The 14,679-nt window shown below is 73.0% G+C and carries 12 protein-coding genes and 1 pseudogene; 3 read left to right on the top strand and 10 right to left on the bottom strand.

Features of this window, described 5'->3' with window-relative positions; genetic code table 11:
• Positions 1-52: 52 nt before the first annotated feature.
• Together A3Q37_RS29315 and A3Q37_RS29310 are read right to left on the bottom strand one after the other, a co-directional pair.
• Positions 53-961, bottom strand: coding sequence for an ABC transporter permease (locus A3Q37_RS29315; protein WP_065489033.1), 909 nt, complete (start codon positions 959-961; stop codon positions 53-55).
• On the bottom strand, positions 958-3,612 hold the full coding sequence (locus A3Q37_RS29310) for an alpha/beta fold hydrolase (protein ID WP_176711532.1): 2,655 nt from the start codon (positions 3,610-3,612) through the stop codon (positions 958-960). The genes A3Q37_RS29315 and A3Q37_RS29310 overlap by 4 nt, the downstream gene beginning before the upstream one ends.
• A 133-nt stretch (positions 3,613-3,745) precedes the next feature.
• Here A3Q37_RS29310 and A3Q37_RS29305 point away from each other — a divergent pair, with 133 nt between their 5' ends.
• On the top strand, positions 3,746-4,171 hold the full coding sequence (locus tag A3Q37_RS29305) for a GNAT family N-acetyltransferase (protein ID WP_065489027.1): 426 nt from the start codon (positions 3,746-3,748) through the stop codon (positions 4,169-4,171).
• Here A3Q37_RS29305 and A3Q37_RS29300 read toward each other — a convergent pair.
• The 6 genes and pseudogenes from A3Q37_RS29300 to iolC form a co-directional block, all read right to left on the bottom strand.
• Complete coding sequence (locus tag A3Q37_RS29300; protein WP_065489025.1) at positions 4,093-4,758, bottom strand: DUF4291 domain-containing protein; 666 nt, start codon at positions 4,756-4,758, stop codon at positions 4,093-4,095. The genes A3Q37_RS29305 and A3Q37_RS29300 overlap by 79 nt on opposite strands.
• An 85-nt stretch (positions 4,759-4,843) precedes the next feature.
• Positions 4,844-6,346 carry a CoA-acylating methylmalonate-semialdehyde dehydrogenase gene (mmsA, locus tag A3Q37_RS29295; RefSeq protein WP_065489023.1) on the bottom strand — a complete coding sequence of 501 codons (1,503 nt, stop codon included), beginning with the start codon at positions 6,344-6,346 and terminating at the stop codon, positions 4,844-4,846.
• Positions 6,347-6,420: 74 nt separating this feature from the next.
• Positions 6,421-8,349 carry a 3D-(3,5/4)-trihydroxycyclohexane-1,2-dione acylhydrolase (decyclizing) gene (gene iolD / locus A3Q37_RS29290; protein WP_065489090.1) on the bottom strand — a complete coding sequence of 643 codons (1,929 nt, stop codon included), beginning with the start codon at positions 8,347-8,349 and terminating at the stop codon, positions 6,421-6,423.
• Between the two features lie 170 nt (positions 8,350-8,519).
• The gene (gene iolB, locus A3Q37_RS29285) at positions 8,520-9,455 is read right to left on the bottom strand and encodes a 5-deoxy-glucuronate isomerase (protein WP_065489021.1); all 936 of its coding nucleotides are present in this window, start codon (positions 9,453-9,455) and stop codon (positions 8,520-8,522) included.
• Positions 9,452-10,363 carry a deoxyribose-phosphate aldolase gene (locus A3Q37_RS29280; RefSeq protein ID WP_065489018.1) on the bottom strand — a complete coding sequence of 304 codons (912 nt, stop codon included), beginning with the start codon at positions 10,361-10,363 and terminating at the stop codon, positions 9,452-9,454. Before A3Q37_RS29280 ends, iolB begins: the two co-directional genes overlap by 4 nt.
• Positions 10,364-10,815: 452 nt before the next feature.
• A pseudogene (gene iolC / locus A3Q37_RS29275) lies at positions 10,816-11,820 on the bottom strand (5-dehydro-2-deoxygluconokinase); the annotation flags it as partial.
• 158 nt (positions 11,821-11,978) lie between these two features.
• Here iolC and A3Q37_RS29270 point away from each other — a divergent pair.
• On the top strand, positions 11,979-12,905 hold the full coding sequence (locus tag A3Q37_RS29270) for a sugar phosphate isomerase/epimerase (RefSeq protein ID WP_065489017.1): 927 nt from the start codon (positions 11,979-11,981) through the stop codon (positions 12,903-12,905).
• Between the two features lie 48 nt (positions 12,906-12,953).
• Here the strand turns inward: A3Q37_RS29270 and A3Q37_RS29265 are convergent, their stop codons facing one another.
• Complete coding sequence (locus A3Q37_RS29265) at positions 12,954-13,478, bottom strand: DinB family protein (protein ID WP_065489016.1); 525 nt, start codon at positions 13,476-13,478, stop codon at positions 12,954-12,956.
• 237 nt (positions 13,479-13,715) lie between these two features.
• Between A3Q37_RS29265 and A3Q37_RS29260 the strand changes: the two genes are divergently transcribed.
• Positions 13,716-13,907 carry an AlpA family transcriptional regulator gene (locus A3Q37_RS29260; protein WP_010064909.1) on the top strand — a complete coding sequence of 64 codons (192 nt, stop codon included), beginning with the start codon at positions 13,716-13,718 and terminating at the stop codon, positions 13,905-13,907.
• 7 nt (positions 13,908-13,914) lie between these two features.
• On the opposite strand, the gene A3Q37_RS29255 is transcribed toward A3Q37_RS29260, so the two are convergent.
• Complete coding sequence (locus tag A3Q37_RS29255; RefSeq protein WP_065489015.1) at positions 13,915-14,670, bottom strand: class I SAM-dependent methyltransferase; 756 nt, start codon at positions 14,668-14,670, stop codon at positions 13,915-13,917.
• Positions 14,671-14,679 lie beyond the last annotated feature (9 nt).

The following is a 14,679-nucleotide window of genomic DNA, read 5'->3' as shown; positions in this document are numbered from 1 at the left end:
GGAACCATCTCGATGCGGCAACAGCGGGCGGGAAACCGACGGAACATCAGGTTCAGGACACGATGTCCTTACGACTGAACCCGCGGAAGGCCAGCGCGAACAGAATCAGGGCATAGGTCACTGATACGGCCGCGCCCTTGATCATGCCGCCCCACTCCAACTGCGGCTGGAGCGCGTCGGCCCAGGCGAACTGCCAGTGCGCGGGCAGGAAGTCGCGCCAGGAGCCGAGCGCGGTCACCGCGTCGAGCACATTGCCGACGATGGTGAGGAAGACCGCGCCGCCGACCGCGCCGAGCGGCGCGTCCGTCTTGGTGGAGAGCCAGAACGCCAGGCCCGCCGTGACCAGCTGGGAGACGAAGATGAACGCCACGACGATCGCGAGGCGCGGCACGGTGTCCCCGGCGGACAGGGCTCCCCCGGTCGGCAGTTTCAGCGGCCCCCACCCGTAGGCCGCCGTGCCCGCCGCCAGCGCGACGACCGGCAGCAGGACCATCGCGGCGAGGCTGAAGCCGAGCGCGACGACGAGCTTGGACCACAGCAGCCGTACGCGCGGCACCGGCGCGGCGAGCAGATAGCGCAGCGAGGACCAGCTCGCCTCGGAGGCGACGGTGTCCCCGCAGAACAGGGCCACCGGGATCACCAGCAGGAAACCGGCCGAGACGAACAGCGAGGTGGCCGCGAAGTTGGCGGCGGACTCGGTCGCCACGTCCATCAGGTTGATCCGGCTGCCGCCCCGCCCTCCGCCGCCGTCCTCGCCGTCCGGCGTGCCGCCGATGGCGAAGGCGATGATCAGGATGAAGGGGAGGGCGGCGAGCACCCCGCCCATGAGCAGGGTGCGGCGGCGGCGCAACTGCCGCATGGCCTCGACGCGGAGGGGAAGCGTCCGCCCGGCGCGGTAGCCCGCGGCCTCCGGGTGCTCGGTCGCCACCCAGCCCTCGGGCGGCTGGACGGGGGCGCTCATGCTGCTCCTCCGGAGATCAGGGTGAGGAAGGCGTCCTCCAGGCGGCGGTGCGGTCCGACGCCGGTGACGGGGACGTCGAGCCGGACCAGGTCGGCGACGAGCCGCGAGGTGGTGGCCCCGTCGAGGCGGACGAGGAGCCCGCGCCCGTCGTCGGTGCGGACGGCGGAGCCGATGCCGGGCAGGGCGGCGACCTTCTCCGCCAGCGGCTCGGACACCTCGTCGGCCGTGGTCACCAGGATCATGTCGCCGGACCCGGTGATCTCGGCGACCGGACCGGCCTGGACAAGCCGGCCCCGGTCCATGACGACCAGGTGGGTGCAGGACTGCTCGACCTCCGAGAGGAGGTGGCTGGAGACGATGACGGTCCGGCCCCCGGCCGCGTAACGGATCATCACGTCCCGCATCTCGCGGATCTGCGGCGGGTCGAGCCCGTTGGTCGGCTCGTCGAGGATCAGCAGGTCCGGCATGCCGAGCATGGCCTGGGCGATGGCGAGCCGCTGCCGCATGCCCTGGGAGTACGTCCGTACGGCACGGGCCAGCGCGTCGCCGAGGCCGGCGATCTCCAGGGCCTCGTCGATGTGGGCGTCCTCGGCGGGGCGGCCGGTGGCCTGCCAGTACAGGTCGAGGTTGGCGCGCCCGGAGAGGTGCGGCAGGAAACCGGCCCCCTCGACGAACGCCCCCACCCGGGACAGCACCGGGGCTCCCGGCCGGATGGCCTGCCCGAAGACGCGGATCTCGCCCTCGTCGGGGGTGATGAGCCCCATGAGCATGCGCAGTGTGGTCGTCTTGCCCGCGCCGTTGGGTCCGAGGAGCCCGAGGACCTGGCCCTTCTCGACGCGGAAGGACAGCTCGCGCACGGCGTACCGGTCGACGGACTTCGCGTACTTCTTGGAGAGCCCGGTGATCTGGAGCGGTACGTCGGTGAGTTCGGGGTCCGGGGCGGGCGTCGCGGTCCGCCGCCGGGCGGTGAGGAGCAGACCGGCCGCGATGACGAGGGCGGCGGCCGGGAGCCCCCAGGTCCACCACGGGAGGGGCGCGGCGGCGGTCGTGACGTCGGGTGCGGTGGGGACGGTCAGCGGTCCGTCGAGGGTCACGTTGTACGTGGCGGGCTCGGCCGGGGACGCGTAACCGAGGTCCGTCGCGGAGAAGACGAGGCGCAGCCGGTGTCCGGCGTCGAACTCGTGGTCCACGGCGGGCAGGACCAGTTCGACGGGCTTGCCCTGCTGGTCGGGGGTGATCCGGTAGGGGGCGACGAGCTGGTGGGGCAGGACCTGCTGCCTGCCGTCCGGCGACACGTCGTACACCTTGCCGAAGAGCACCGCGTCCCGGTCGCCGCTCGCCTTGACGCTCACGCGCACGGTGGGCGTCCCCGTGACGCGTACGGAGGTGTCCAGCGGGGCTGACTCGAACCGGCCGGACTGCCCGGGGAAGTCCAGCGAGAGCCCGACGCCGAGGGAGGAGAGCTGGGCGAGGCCGCCGCCGACGCCGGGCACGGCGGAGATGGCGGGCGGCGCGGATCCGGCCGGGTTGCGGAAGGTCTTCGTACCGCCGCCGAGCGCGATGTCCCGGCCGCCGCTGCGCAGCCCCGGGTAGGTGTCGCTGCTCGCCCCGCGCAGAAGGGCGGCGCCGTCGGTGGAGTCGACGCCTCCGGTACGGGTGACGCGGAAGGCGGGTCCGGTGGCGGTGCCGGTGTCCTCTTTCAGGTACCGGTCGAACCAGTCCCCGACGCGCCCTTCGACGCGTCCGGTCTCGCTGTCGCCGCCGTCGTGCCCACCAGAGATCCAGTCGACGGAGACGGGTGCGCCGTTGGAGCTGATGGCCTTCTGCATGGCGTCGGCCTGGCCGAGCGGGAAGAGGGAGTCGGACTGCCCCTGGAGGAGGAGCGAGGGGACCTTGATGCGGTCGGCGACGGCGGACGGCGACCGCTCGGTGAGCAGGTCGATCGCCTCCGCGTCGGGCTTGCCGCTGACGGCGACACGCTCGTACATCGCGCAGAGCCGCTTCTCGAACTTCTCGCAGCCGCCGCCGGTGGTGATGAAGATCCCTGCCCAGAGCTTCTTGAAGACCCCGTCGGGGAAGAGGGCGTCGGCGAGGTTCCAGTAGGTGATGACGGGCGCGATGGCGTCGACGCGCTCGTCGTGCCCGGCGGCGAGCAGGGAGACGGCCCCGCCGTAGGAGGCCCCGGTGAGACCGACCCGGGGATCGCCCTTGCCGTCCAGCTCCACCTCGGGCCGCTCGGCGAGCCAGTCGATGAGCCGGGAGACGTCCTTGACCTCGTGGTCCGGGTCGTTGAGGGAGATCTCCCCGCCGGACTTCCCGAACCCGCGCGCCGACCAGGTCAGCACGGCGTATCCGTCGGCGGCCAGCTTCTCGGCCTGGGCCCGTACGTCGTCCTTGCTGCCGCCGAACCCGTGCCCGATGAGCACGGCGGGCCGCTTACCGGAACCCTCGGCACGGAAGTACGAGGTGTCGATCGGCACCCCGTCCATGCGCAGGGTCCGGTCCTCGCGCCGCACGGCGGGCGCACCGTCGTCGGCGACGGCGGACCAGGTGCCGCCGCCCACGAGCACGGCGAGCGCGGCGCCGACCGCGGCCCACCGGCCAGGTGTACGGGGCAGCAGCCGCCGCCATCGAGCAGTAGGGGTCTCCATCCCTCGACCCTAAACGGAGGGCGCAAGCCGGTTGAGTGCCTCCAGGGTGACGTGCGCGGCCTCCCTGAGAGGTACGGTGCGCCTCCCCCGTACTCCGGACGCGGTACGGAATTCCAGCCCCCGGGAGGCCCTTGTGGAGATTCGCCCCGCTTCGACCGTCACGGAGCTCCTGTCCGCCGGCCACCTCTTCGACGCCCCGCCCCGCGAGGAGTGGGCGGCCCGCTTCCTCGCCGCGGACGGCCATGTGCTGCTGATCGCGTACGTGGACGGCGTCCCGGCGGGCTTCGTCTCGGGCATCGAGATGCTGCACCCGGACAAGGGCACGGAGATGTGCCTGTACGAACTCGGCGTCGACGACCCGTTCCGCCGCCGGGGCATCGGCGCGGCCCTGATCCGGGCGCTGGTGGACGTCGCCCGGGAGCGGGGCTGCTACGACCTGTGGGTCGGCGTGGAACGCGACAACGAGGCGGCGCTCGCCACCTACCGGTCGGCGGGGGCGACGGCGGACGGGGAGTTCGCGATGCTGGTGTGGGAGTTCGGGGGCGGGTCGGGGCGGTAGATCCCCGGCGCGGCGAGGTCGAGCGGCGTCTCCACCGGAAGCAGGGCGGCGGCCCGCTCCCGGTCCCCCGCGCGGACCGCCGCGTGCACCTCGCGGGCGAGCGGGGTGACATCGCGTACGGAGACGGTCCACTCGTCCGCGTACCGCCGGGACGCCTCACCGCTCAGCCCGAGTTGGAGGGAGCGGTACGGCAGCGGGTTCAGGTCGAGGTCGCGTTCGGGGTCCCACTGCACCCGGGCGGGGGCGGTGCGCAGGCTGCGCTGCCAGGAGGCCTGGTCCGGGTGCACGCCGCGTACGTAGTGGGAGAGTTCGGCGTTCGCGAGCGCCCATTCCAGACCGGCCCGCTCGATCTCGACGGCGAGGACGACCTCCTGCCCCTCCTTGGTGCCCCAGCCGCAGCGGTACATCATCCACAGGAAGCTGGGCTTGATCCAGGTCATCCGGTCCCGCTTCCACGCGGCGGGGAACCGCCCGTCGCGGGCGGCGGGCAGGCCGATGGCGGGCCGGTACGCCTGGTAGACGGTGACCGTCGTGGTGGTGTGGAGCGCGCGGATCCGGTGGCGGGGCGGGACGGGCGGGGTGTTCATGGGCCCCAGGACGCGGGAGACGGCAGCGCCCGGGCATCCGGATTTCGCCGGGTGCCCGGGCGGGCCGGGGGTGTCGGGGCGTCGGTCAGTGGTTGCGCGGGAAGCCCAGGTCGACGCCTGCCGGGGCGTCGGCCGGGTCGGGCCAGCGGGTGGTGGTGACCTTGCCGCGGGTGTAGAAGTGCACGCCGTCGTTGCCGTAGATGTGGTGGTCGCCGAAGAGCGAGTCCTTCCAGCCGCCGAAGGAGTGGTAGCCCACGGGGACCGGGATCGGCACGTTGACGCCGACCATGCCCGCCTGGATCTCCAGCTGGAAGCGGCGGGCCGCGCCGCCGTCGCGGGTGAAGATCGCGGTGCCGTTGCCGAACGGCGAGGCGTTCATGAGGGCGACGCCGTCCTCGTACGACTCCACGCGGAGCACACACAGGACCGGGCCGAAGATCTCGTCCTTGTAGGCGTCGGAGTCGGTGGAGACCTTGTCCAGGAGGGAGAGGCCGATCCAGTGGCCGTTCTCGAAGCCCTCGACCGTGTGGCCCGTGCCGTCGAGGACGACCTCGGCGCCCTGGGCGGCGGCGCCCGTGACGTACGAGGCGACCTTGTCGCGGTGGGCGGCGGTGATCAGGGGGCCCATCTCGGAGGTGGGGTCGTTGCCGGGGCCGATCTTGATCTTCTCGGCGCGCTCGCGGATCTTGGCCACCAGCTCGTCGCCGATCGCGCCGACCGCGACGACGGCGGAGATCGCCATGCAGCGCTCACCGGCGGAGCCGTACGCCGCCGAGACCGCCGCGTCGGCGGCCGCGTCCAGGTCGGCGTCCGGGAGGACGAGCATGTGGTTCTTCGCGCCGCCGAGCGCCTGGACGCGCTTGCCGTTGGCGGAGGCGGTGGCGTGGATGTAGCGGGCGATGGGGGTGGAGCCGACGAAGGAGACGGCGGCCACGTCGGGGTGGGCGAGGAGGGCGTCCACCGCGACCTTGTCCCCGTGGACGACGTTGAGCACGCCGTCCGGAAGACCCGCCTCCGCCGCCAGCTCGGCCAGCAGATTGGCCGCCGACGGGTCCTTCTCGCTCGGCTTCAGCACGAACGTGTTGCCGCACGCGATCGCCAGCGGGAACATCCACATCGGCACCATGGCCGGGAAGTTGAACGGGGTGATGCCCGCGACCACGCCCAGCGACTGGCGGATGGACGAGACGTCCACCCGGTTGGATACCTGGGTGGACAGCTCGCCCTTGAGCTGGGTGGTGATCCCGCACGCCAGCTCGACGATCTCCAGACCCCGGGCGACCTCGCCCAGCGCGTCCGAGTGCACCTTGCCGTGCTCGGCGGTGATCAGCGCGGCGATGTCGTCGCGGTGGGCGTCGAGCAGCGCGCGGTAGCGGAAGAGGACCGCGGTGCGCTGGGCGAGCGAGGAGGTGCCCCAGGTGGCGTACGCGGCCTTCGCCGCCGCCACGGCCGCGTCGACCTCCTCGGCGGAGGCCAGCGCCACCTGCGTGGTGACCGCGCCGGTGGCCGGGTCGGTGACGGGACCGTACTGGCCCGACGTGCCCTCCACTGTCTTGCCGCCGATCCAGTGGTTGACGGTCTTCGTCATGACGTACTCCTTCGGGCTTCAGGCTTCGGCCGGGCTTCGGGTCTTCGGCGCTCGATGCGGGCGCGGGGCCGGCTTCACAGGTGGCGGCGTCGGGCGGCGACCCGGCGGTCGTACTCCTCCCGGGCCCTCACCGCCGCCGGCCGGCTCGCGGTTTCGGCTACCGGAACATCCCACCACGCCTGCGCCGGAGGGGGGCCCGACACTGTGTCGGGCGTTTCGGTCTCGACGTAGACACAAGTGGGGCCCTCCGCGTCGCGCGCCTCGGAGAGGGCTTTGCGCAGGTCGTCGACCGTGGTGGCGCGCAGGACCCGCAGACCGAGGGAGGCCGCGTTGGCGGCCAGGTCGACGGGGAGCGGCGGGCCGGTGAAACCGCCGTCGGCGTCGCGGTGGCGGTAGGCGGTGCCGAAGCGTTCGGCGCCGACCGACTCGGAGAGGCCGCCGATGGAGGCGTACCCGTGGTTCTGGAGGATCAGCAGTTTGAGGGGGAGATTCTCCTGTACCGCGGTGACGATCTCGGTGGGGTTCATCAGGTACGTGCCGTCGCCCACCAGGGCCCAGACGGGGCGGGTCCGCTGTTGGGTTCCGGCGGCGAGCAGGACGCCGATCGCCGCCGGGATCTCGTAGCCCATGCAGGAGTAGCCGTACTCCACGTGGTACTGGTCGCGGGAGCGGGTCCGCCAGAGTTTGTGCAGGTCGCCGGGGAGGGAGCCCGCGGCGTTGATGAGGATGTCCTCCTCGGTGACCAGGGTGTCGAGCAGGCCCAGGACCTGGGCCTGGGTGGGGCGCGCGGTGGGGTCGGGGGTGGCGAAGGATGCCTCGACCCGTTCCTCCCACGCCTCCTTCGCGCCGGCGTACTCCGTCTCGTACGCCGGATCGACCCGGTATCCGCGTCCGGCGAGGGCGGCCGTGAGCGCCTCAAGGCCCGCGCGGGCGTCGGCGACCAGGGGGAGGGCGGCCAGCTTGTGGGCGTCGAAGGCGGCGATGTTGAGGTGGAGGAAGCGGACGGCCGGGTTCGAGAAGAGGGTGCCGGAGGCGGTGGTGAAGTCGGAGAAGCGGGTGCCGATGCCGATCACCAGGTCGGCGGTGCGGGCCAGGTCGTCTGCCGTGGCGGTGCCGGTGTGGCCGATGCCGCCGACGTCGGCCGGGTGGTCGTGGCGGAGCGCGCCCTTGCCCGCCTGGGTGGAGGCGACCGGGATGCGGGTCGCGGCGGTGAACGCGGCGAGCGTCTCCTCGGCGGCGCTGTGCCGGACCCCGCCGCCCGCGACGATGAGGGGGCGGCGGGCGGAGCGGATCGCCCGTACCGCCGCGTCCAGTTCGTGCGTGTCGGGGGCAGGCCTGCGGATGTGCCAGTCGCGCTCGGCGAAGAACTCCTCCGGCCAGTCGTACGCCTCCGCCTGCACGTCCTGCGGCAGCGCGAGCGTCACGGCCCCGGTCTCGGCGGGGTCGGCGAGGACCCGCATCGCCTGGAGAGCGGCCGGAATCAGCGCCTCCGGCCGGGTGATCCGGTCGAAGTAGCGCGAGACCGGCCGCAGACAGTCGTTGACGGACACGTCACCGGCGTACGGCACTTCGAGCTGTTGCAGTACGGGGTCGGCGGGCCGGGTCGCGAAGGTGTCGCCGGGCAGGAGCAGGACGGGCAGCCGGTTGATCGTGGCGAGGGCGGCCCCGGTGACGAGGTTGGTGGCGCCCGGGCCGATGGAGGTGGTCACCGCCTGGGCGGAGAGCCGGCCGGACTGCCGGGCGTACCCCACGGCCGCGTGCACCATGGCCTGTTCGTTGCGGCCCTGGAGGTAGGGCATGCGGTGTCCGGCCCCGTTTCCGGTGCCGTGGGCGGTTCCGCCGGGGCCGCCGCCCGCCGCCGCTTCCACGAGTGCCTGGCCGATGCCCGCGACGTTGCCGTGGCCGAAGATGCCCCAGGTGGCGCTGATCAGCCGCTGCCGGCGGCCGTCGCGCTCGGTGTACTGCCGGGCCAGGAAGGCGACCAGGGCCTGAGCGGTGGTCAGACGGCGGGTGGGGGCGGGGGTGTGGCTCTTCGGGCTCGCGGGACTGGCGGGGCTCGTGGGGCTGACAGGGGTCGCGGGGCTGGTGGGGCCGGTGGGGCTCGTATGGCTCGCGGGGCTGGCAGGGCCGGTGGGGCCGGCGGGGCTCGTATGGCTCGCGGGGCTCTTCGGGCTCAAGGCGTTACCTCCGGGCCGGGCGACGGATGCGCCGTGTAGAGCGGGAGTCTGGCGTCGATCGGCTCGTCCGGCCAGGTGTCGCGGATCCACCGGTGGTCGGGATGGTCGCGGATCAGCCAGGCGCGCTCCTCCCCCGGCCCGGCCATCACGTTCAGGTAGTACAGCGTCCGGCCGGGCGGGGCGATGGACGGGCCGTGCCAGCCGTCGGGGATGAGGACCACGTCGCCTGTACGGACTTCGGCGAGGACGTCCGTACCGCCGTCGCGCGACGGGGAGACGCGGTGGTAGCCGAGCCCGCCGTCCTGCACCTCGAAGTAGTAGATCTCCTCCAGTTCGCACTCCTCGCCCGGCACGTGCTCGTCGTGTTTGTGGGGCGGGTAGGAGGACCAGTTGCCGCCGGGGGTGAGGACCTCGACGGCGATCAGCCGGTCGCAGTCGAAGGTGTCGGCGGCGGCGAAGTTGTTCACCTGGCGGGAGCAGGTCCCGGAACCGCGCAGCTCGACGGGTACCTCCGGCGCGGGGCCGTAGCGAGCGGGGAGTCGTCGCTCGCACTTCGCTCCTGCCAGGGCGAAGCGGCCTCCTGCGCCGGAGGCGATCTGTGCGTGGGCGTCGCGCGGTACGTAGGCGAAGTCGGAGACCCCGCTGAACACGCTCTCCCGGCCCCGCAGTTCAAAGGTCTCACCTGCGATACGCACCGTACAGCCACCGGCCAACGGCAGGACGACCCATTCGCTGTCCCCGGTGACGAGCGTGTGAACACCGCCCGGTTCCAGCTCCAGCACCCGCAGGGCGGAACGGTCCCAGCCGGCCCGTCCGGGATCGATGTCGACGGCGTACGCCCCGGGCGCGGCGCTGCCGGCCGGCAGGTGGAACCGGTGCCGGTTGTGGTGCTGTCCCTGGCGCTGCCCCGGGTCGGGGTGATCCGTCGTCATGGCCCTTCCCTACCCGGCTGGAGCAGCGATACGGCGGTGTCGACGGCGGTCGTCACGTCCCCGTCGGCCGGATAGAGCAGCGAGCGCCCCACGACCAGCCCCCGTACGGTGGGCAGCCGCAGCGCGTCGCGCCACTTCCCGTACGCGGCGTCCTGGTCGTCGCCGACCTCGCCGCCGAGCAGGACGGCGGGCAGGGTGGAGGCCTCCATCGCCCGGCCCATGGCGTCGGGGTCGTCGGTGACGGGCACCTTCAGCCAGGTGTACGCGGAGGTCCCGGCGAGGCCCGACGCGATGGCGATGGAGGTGGCCACGGCGGCGGCCCCGAGGTCGTTGCGGAGGCGGCCGTCGACGCGGCGGCAGAGGAACGGCTCGACGAAGACGGGCAGCCGGTGGGCGGCCATCGCGTCGATGGTCCGGGCGGCGGTGTGCAGGGTGTCCAGCGAACCGGGGTCGTCGTGGTCGATGCGGAGCAGCAGCTTCCCGGCGTCGAACCCCTGCCGGACCAGGTCGTCGGGGCGGTAGCCGGTGAACCGGTCGTCGAGCTCGAAGGCCGCGCCCGCGAGGCCGCCGCGGTTCATGGAGCCCATGACGACCTTGTCCTCCAGGGCTCCGAGCAGGAGGAGGTCGTCCAGCACGTCGGCCGATGCGAGCACGCCGTCGACGCCGGGGCGGGAGAGGGCGAGGCAGAGCCGTTCCAGCAGCTCGAAGCGGTTGGCCATGGCGAGGGACCGGTCCCCCACGGCGAGCGCGCCGCGCGCGGGGTGATCGGCCGCGATGATCATCAACTGTTCGCCGGGCTGCCGGATCAGCCGCCGCCGCTTCCGCCGCGCGGCGGCCTCGGCAACGGCTTCGGGCCGCTCGGCCCGCAGCCGGACGAGCGCGGAGAGGGTGGGCGCGAACGGCGTCATGAGCCGGCTCCGGGGCGGGGGGTGTTGGGGGTGGCCGTGTCCGGGGCGAGGTGAGCGGCCTCCCCCGGGCCGGCCGGAGGGGCGGGGTGAGTGGCCGTGCCCGGGGCGGGCGGGGCTCCTCGGTGGGCCTCACCGCCCGGGGCGGGCGGAGTGCCCGGGGCGGCCGGGGTCTCCGGACGGGCCGCATCGCCCGGGGCGGCCGGAGCCCCGGGATGAGCTGCGGCGCCCGGGGCGCCCGGAGCCTCCGGAGCGGCCGCGACGCCCGGAGCGGGCGGAGCGCCCTGGTGGGCCGGGGTCTCCGGACAGGCCGCATCGCCCGGGGTGGCCGGAGTCTCGGGATGAGCTGCGGCGTCCGGGGCGGCCGGAGCCTCCGGAGCGGCCGCGACGCCCGGAGCGGGCGGAGCGCCCTGGTGGGCCTCACCGCCCGAGTCCGCCCCAGCCGCGAGGTTCGTCGTCACCGCACCCGCCGCCACGGCCTCCTCCACCTCCTCCGGGAACGGCATCGCGGACGAGCAGGCCAGCCGGGCGGCGACGATGGCGCCGGCCGCGTTCGCGTACCGTACGACGCGGTCCAGGGGCCATCCGGCGAGCAGCCCGTGGCAGAGCGCGCCCCCGAACGCGTCCCCGGCGCCCAGGCCGTTGACCACCTCGACCGGCAGCGGCGGGCAGTCGGCGGTGGTGCCGTCGCGGTGCACGGCGAGCACGCCCTTCGGCCCCTGCTTGACGACGGCGAGCTCCACCCCGGCCGCGAGCAGGGCCCGGGCCGCCGCGTACGGTTCGCGCTCCCCGGTCGCGATGGCGCACTCGTCGACGTTGCCGACGGCGACCGTGGCATGGGCCAGCGCTTCGCGGTACCGCGCGGGCGCCTCGGCGCTGTCGTCGCCCCCGTCCCAGAACATGGGCCGCCAGTCGAGGTCGAAGACGGTCGCCGTACGTCCTGGGGCGGCCGCCGAGCGGTCGGCCCGCGCGGCGGCGCTCTCGCTGCGGGCGCGGAGAGCGGCCAGCGTGGCGGACCGGCTCGGTTCGGCGCTGAGGCCGGTGCCCGTCATCCAGAAGATCCTGGCGTCGCGCACGGCGTCCAGATCGAGGTCCGGCGCGTGGATCTCCAGATCGGGGGCCTTGGGCCGCCGGTAGAAGTAGAGCGGGAAGTCGTCCGGCGGGAAGATCTCGCAGAAGGTGACCGGGGTCGGATACTCCGCGACGGCCGTCGCCCAGCGGGGGTCCACGCCGAACCGTTCCAGTTCCTGGTGGAGGTAGGCACCGAAGGGGTCCTGCCCGGTCCGGGTGATGACGGCCGTACGCCGTCCCTGCCGTGCCGCCGCCACCGCGACGTTCGCCGGAGAACCACCGAGGAACTTGCCGAACGTCTCGACCCGGGCGAGTGGTACCCCGACCTCCAACGGGTAGAGGTCAACCCCGATCCGCCCCATGGTGATCACGTCGTACGGCTCAGGCATTCCCATCCCTTCGCACCACCGCATCGCCCCGCCGGTTCGCCCGCCGGTGGCCGGCCGGTCCCAGGTCTAGCCCTCCGCCCGGAACCCTGTCAACATTTTGTCCGGACATTCGGACGAACCCTTGACACTCTTCCGCACGGGCCATGAGGCTGGGCGTTATGACCCCCTCCGTCCCCTCCTCGGCCCGCATCCGGATCGGCTCGGCTCCCGACTCCTGGGGCGTCTGGTTCCCCGACGACCCGCAACAGGTGCCCTGGCAACGCTTCCTCGACGAGGTGGCCGAGGCCGGCTACGCGTGGATCGAGCTCGGCCCGTACGGCTATCTGCCCACCGATCCGGCCCGGTTGGCCGACGAGACGCGCGCCCGGGGGCTCACGGTCTCCGCCGGAACCGTCTTCACCGGATTGCACCACGGCCCGGACGTCTGGGACCGGACCTGGGCGCATGTCGCGGACATCGCCGCGCTGACCCGGGCCATGGGCGCCGAACACCTGGTCGTCATCCCCTCCTTCTGGCGCGACGACAAGACGGGCGAGGTACTGGAGGACCGCACGCTCACCCCCGCGCAGTGGCGCGACCTGACCGCGCAGACGGAGCGGCTGGGGAGGGAGGTCCGGGAGCGGTTCGGGCTGCGGATCGTCGTCCACCCGCACGCCGACACCCACATCGCCACCGAGGAGGACGTCAACCGCTTCCTCGACGCCACCGATCCGGACCTCGTCTCGCTCTGCCTGGACACCGGGCACTACGCCTACTGCGGCGGCGACAGCGTCAAGCTCATCGAGACGTACGGGGAACGCATCGGCTACCTCCATCTCAAGCAGGTCGACCCGGAGGTCCTGGCGGCGGTGGTGGCGGACGAGGTGCCGTTCGGCCCGGCGGTGGCCCGGGGCGTGATGTGCGAACCGCCCGGCGGGGTCCCCGCCCTGGAACCGGTGCTGGACGCGGCGCGCGCCCTGGGCGTCGACCTGTTCGCGATCGTGGAGCAGGACATGTACCCGTGCCCGCCGGACAAGCCGCTCCCCATCGCACGCCGCACCCGGGAATTCCTCCGCTCCTGCGGACGGCCCGGCTCCCCCCTCTGAGCCCCGGGCCGCGGCCTCTTGGACCGAGGCCCGGAGTCCGACAGCGGGTCAGACCCCCGTACGTCCGTCCACGCGTTCGCGGATCAGGTCGGCGTGGCCGCAGTGCCGTGCGTACTCGCCGATCATGTGCGTGTAGATCCAGCGCAGCGTGACCCGCCCGCCCATGAACGGGCTGGTGTCGTCGAGCGCCCGCGCCGCGCAGTTCTCCCGGGCCGCCGCCACCTCTCCCTCCCACCGCGCGAGCGCCTGCGCGTAGGTGGCGTCCTCCGCGAGCTCCCAGCCCCCTTCGCGGCCCTGGCTTCCGTCCCCGCCTCCGGCCGGAGGGGCGAAGAACAACGGGGCGTCCTCCTCCGCGAGCACCCGGCGGAACCAGTTCCGCTCGACCTCGGCCAGATGCTGGAGCAGTCCGAGCAGGGTGATCGGCGAGGGCGCCGCCGACGCCTCGCGCAGGCCCTCCTCCGGCAGGTCGGCGCACTTCTGGGCGAGGGTCGCGCGGTAGAAGTCGAGCCAACTCTCCAAGGTCGTGCGTTCGTCGGCGTCCAGCGGGGGCATCGGGCGTTCGGCAGTGCTCATGCCTTTCATCGTGGCACCCGGGTCTGACAACGGCCGCGCCCTCACCGACGGCCCGTCACCATCAGCCGCTCTTCATCCTTTCTGTCACAGCAGTAACCGTTTCGGCACACATATCTCCGTTACGCGGGTTTTCCGTCACAGCCGGTCGACAGCCCCACCCCGCCTGTCGCCCGAGGTCGTTCAACCGGGCACAGGCTGAGCGATCGTCAGCTTGGGAAGTGCAGAGAGGTGTCACCGATGACGGACAGAACGCTCTGGTCCTACAAGGACATTGCCGCGCACATCCAGGTCCAGCCGGACACCGTCCGCTCCTATCGCAAGCACGGCCTCCTGCCCCCGCCCGACCAGGTGAAGAACGGCAAGCCGTACTGGTACGGAGACACCGTCCGCGCCTGGGTCGCCTCCCGCCCCCGCAACCGGGGCCGCTAGGGCCCCGCTAGCCCTGGCCGTCGGCCCTGCGGAAGAGGGCCGTCCAGAGGAACGGCTCCCCGAAGAGCGGGGATTCGGGTGTCTCGTCGTTCATCCGTCGCAGCTCGACCTCCGTCAGCCCGGAGAAGACGCGGCGCAGCTCGTCGTCCGTATAGGCGAGTCCGCCGTGCAGACCACCTGTCAGGTACAGCTCGGCGTCCGGCAGTTCCGAGCCCATTCCGCCCTCGCCGGCGGCGAAGCAGGTGAGCGCGAAGTGGCCGCCGGGTGCGAGGCAGCGGTCCAGGAGGGCGAGATAGCTGATCCGCCGGTGGGGCGGCAGATGGTGGAAGCAGCCCGAGTCGTAGATCAGGTCGTAGGGGCCGGTCAGGGCGGCCCCCTCCGCCGTCAGGGCGAACGCGTCACCGTGGTGGAACCTGAGGGAGCCGGCCCCCGCCTCCTCGGCCCGCTCCCGGGCCCAGGCCAGGGCCGCCGGGGAGAGGTCGACCGCGTCGACGTCGAAGCCGAGCGACGCCAGGTGGATCGCGTTACGGCCGGGTCCGCAGCCGAGTTCGAGCGCGCGCCCCGGGGCGATCCGCCCTTGCCGGAGATGGGCGTCGAGGTTCTCGTCGGGCTTGTCCGCGAAGAACGGCACCTCCCGTGAACGGTCCGCGTAGAACGCGTCCCACCAGGACGCCCCACCGGCCGTCCACCGGTCCGCCTCCGGAGCGAACAGGCCGTCCATCAAAGCCAATACGTCATCGGTCGTACGGACGTTCCGGTCCATCCGGGCCCC

This window comes from Streptomyces sp. PTY087I2 (assembly GCF_001687325.1).
In the GTDB taxonomy this organism is placed as follows: domain Bacteria; phylum Actinomycetota; class Actinomycetes; order Streptomycetales; family Streptomycetaceae; genus Streptomyces.
Note: the sequence above shows the minus strand (reverse complement) of the source record. Positions and strands in the feature narration are given on the sequence as shown.

What these genes read in the sequence shown, in the direction of transcription:
- A3Q37_RS29315 (WP_065489033.1), bottom strand. Translation starts at nt 961, where the DNA reads ATGAGCGCCCCCGTCCAGCCGCCCGAGGGCTGGGTGGCGACCGAGCAC.
- A3Q37_RS29310 (WP_176711532.1), bottom strand. Translation starts at nt 3,612, where the DNA reads ATGGAGACCCCTACTGCTCGATGGCGGCGGCTGCTGCCCCGTACACCT.
- A3Q37_RS29300 (WP_065489025.1), bottom strand. Translation starts at nt 4,758, where the DNA reads ATGAACACCCCGCCCGTCCCGCCCCGCCACCGGATCCGCGCGCTCCAC.
- mmsA (WP_065489023.1), bottom strand. Translation starts at nt 6,346, where the DNA reads ATGACGAAGACCGTCAACCACTGGATCGGCGGCAAGACAGTGGAGGGC.
- iolB (WP_065489021.1), bottom strand. Translation starts at nt 9,455, where the DNA reads ATGACGACGGATCACCCCGACCCGGGGCAGCGCCAGGGACAGCACCAC.
- A3Q37_RS29280 (WP_065489018.1), bottom strand. Translation starts at nt 10,363, where the DNA reads ATGACGCCGTTCGCGCCCACCCTCTCCGCGCTCGTCCGGCTGCGGGCC.
- A3Q37_RS29270 (WP_065489017.1), top strand. Translation starts at nt 11,979, where the DNA reads ATGACCCCCTCCGTCCCCTCCTCGGCCCGCATCCGGATCGGCTCGGCT.
- A3Q37_RS29265 (WP_065489016.1), bottom strand. Translation starts at nt 13,478, where the DNA reads ATGAGCACTGCCGAACGCCCGATGCCCCCGCTGGACGCCGACGAACGC.
- A3Q37_RS29260 (WP_010064909.1), top strand. Translation starts at nt 13,716, where the DNA reads ATGACGGACAGAACGCTCTGGTCCTACAAGGACATTGCCGCGCACATC.
- A3Q37_RS29255 (WP_065489015.1), bottom strand. Translation starts at nt 14,670, where the DNA reads ATGGACCGGAACGTCCGTACGACCGATGACGTATTGGCTTTGATGGAC.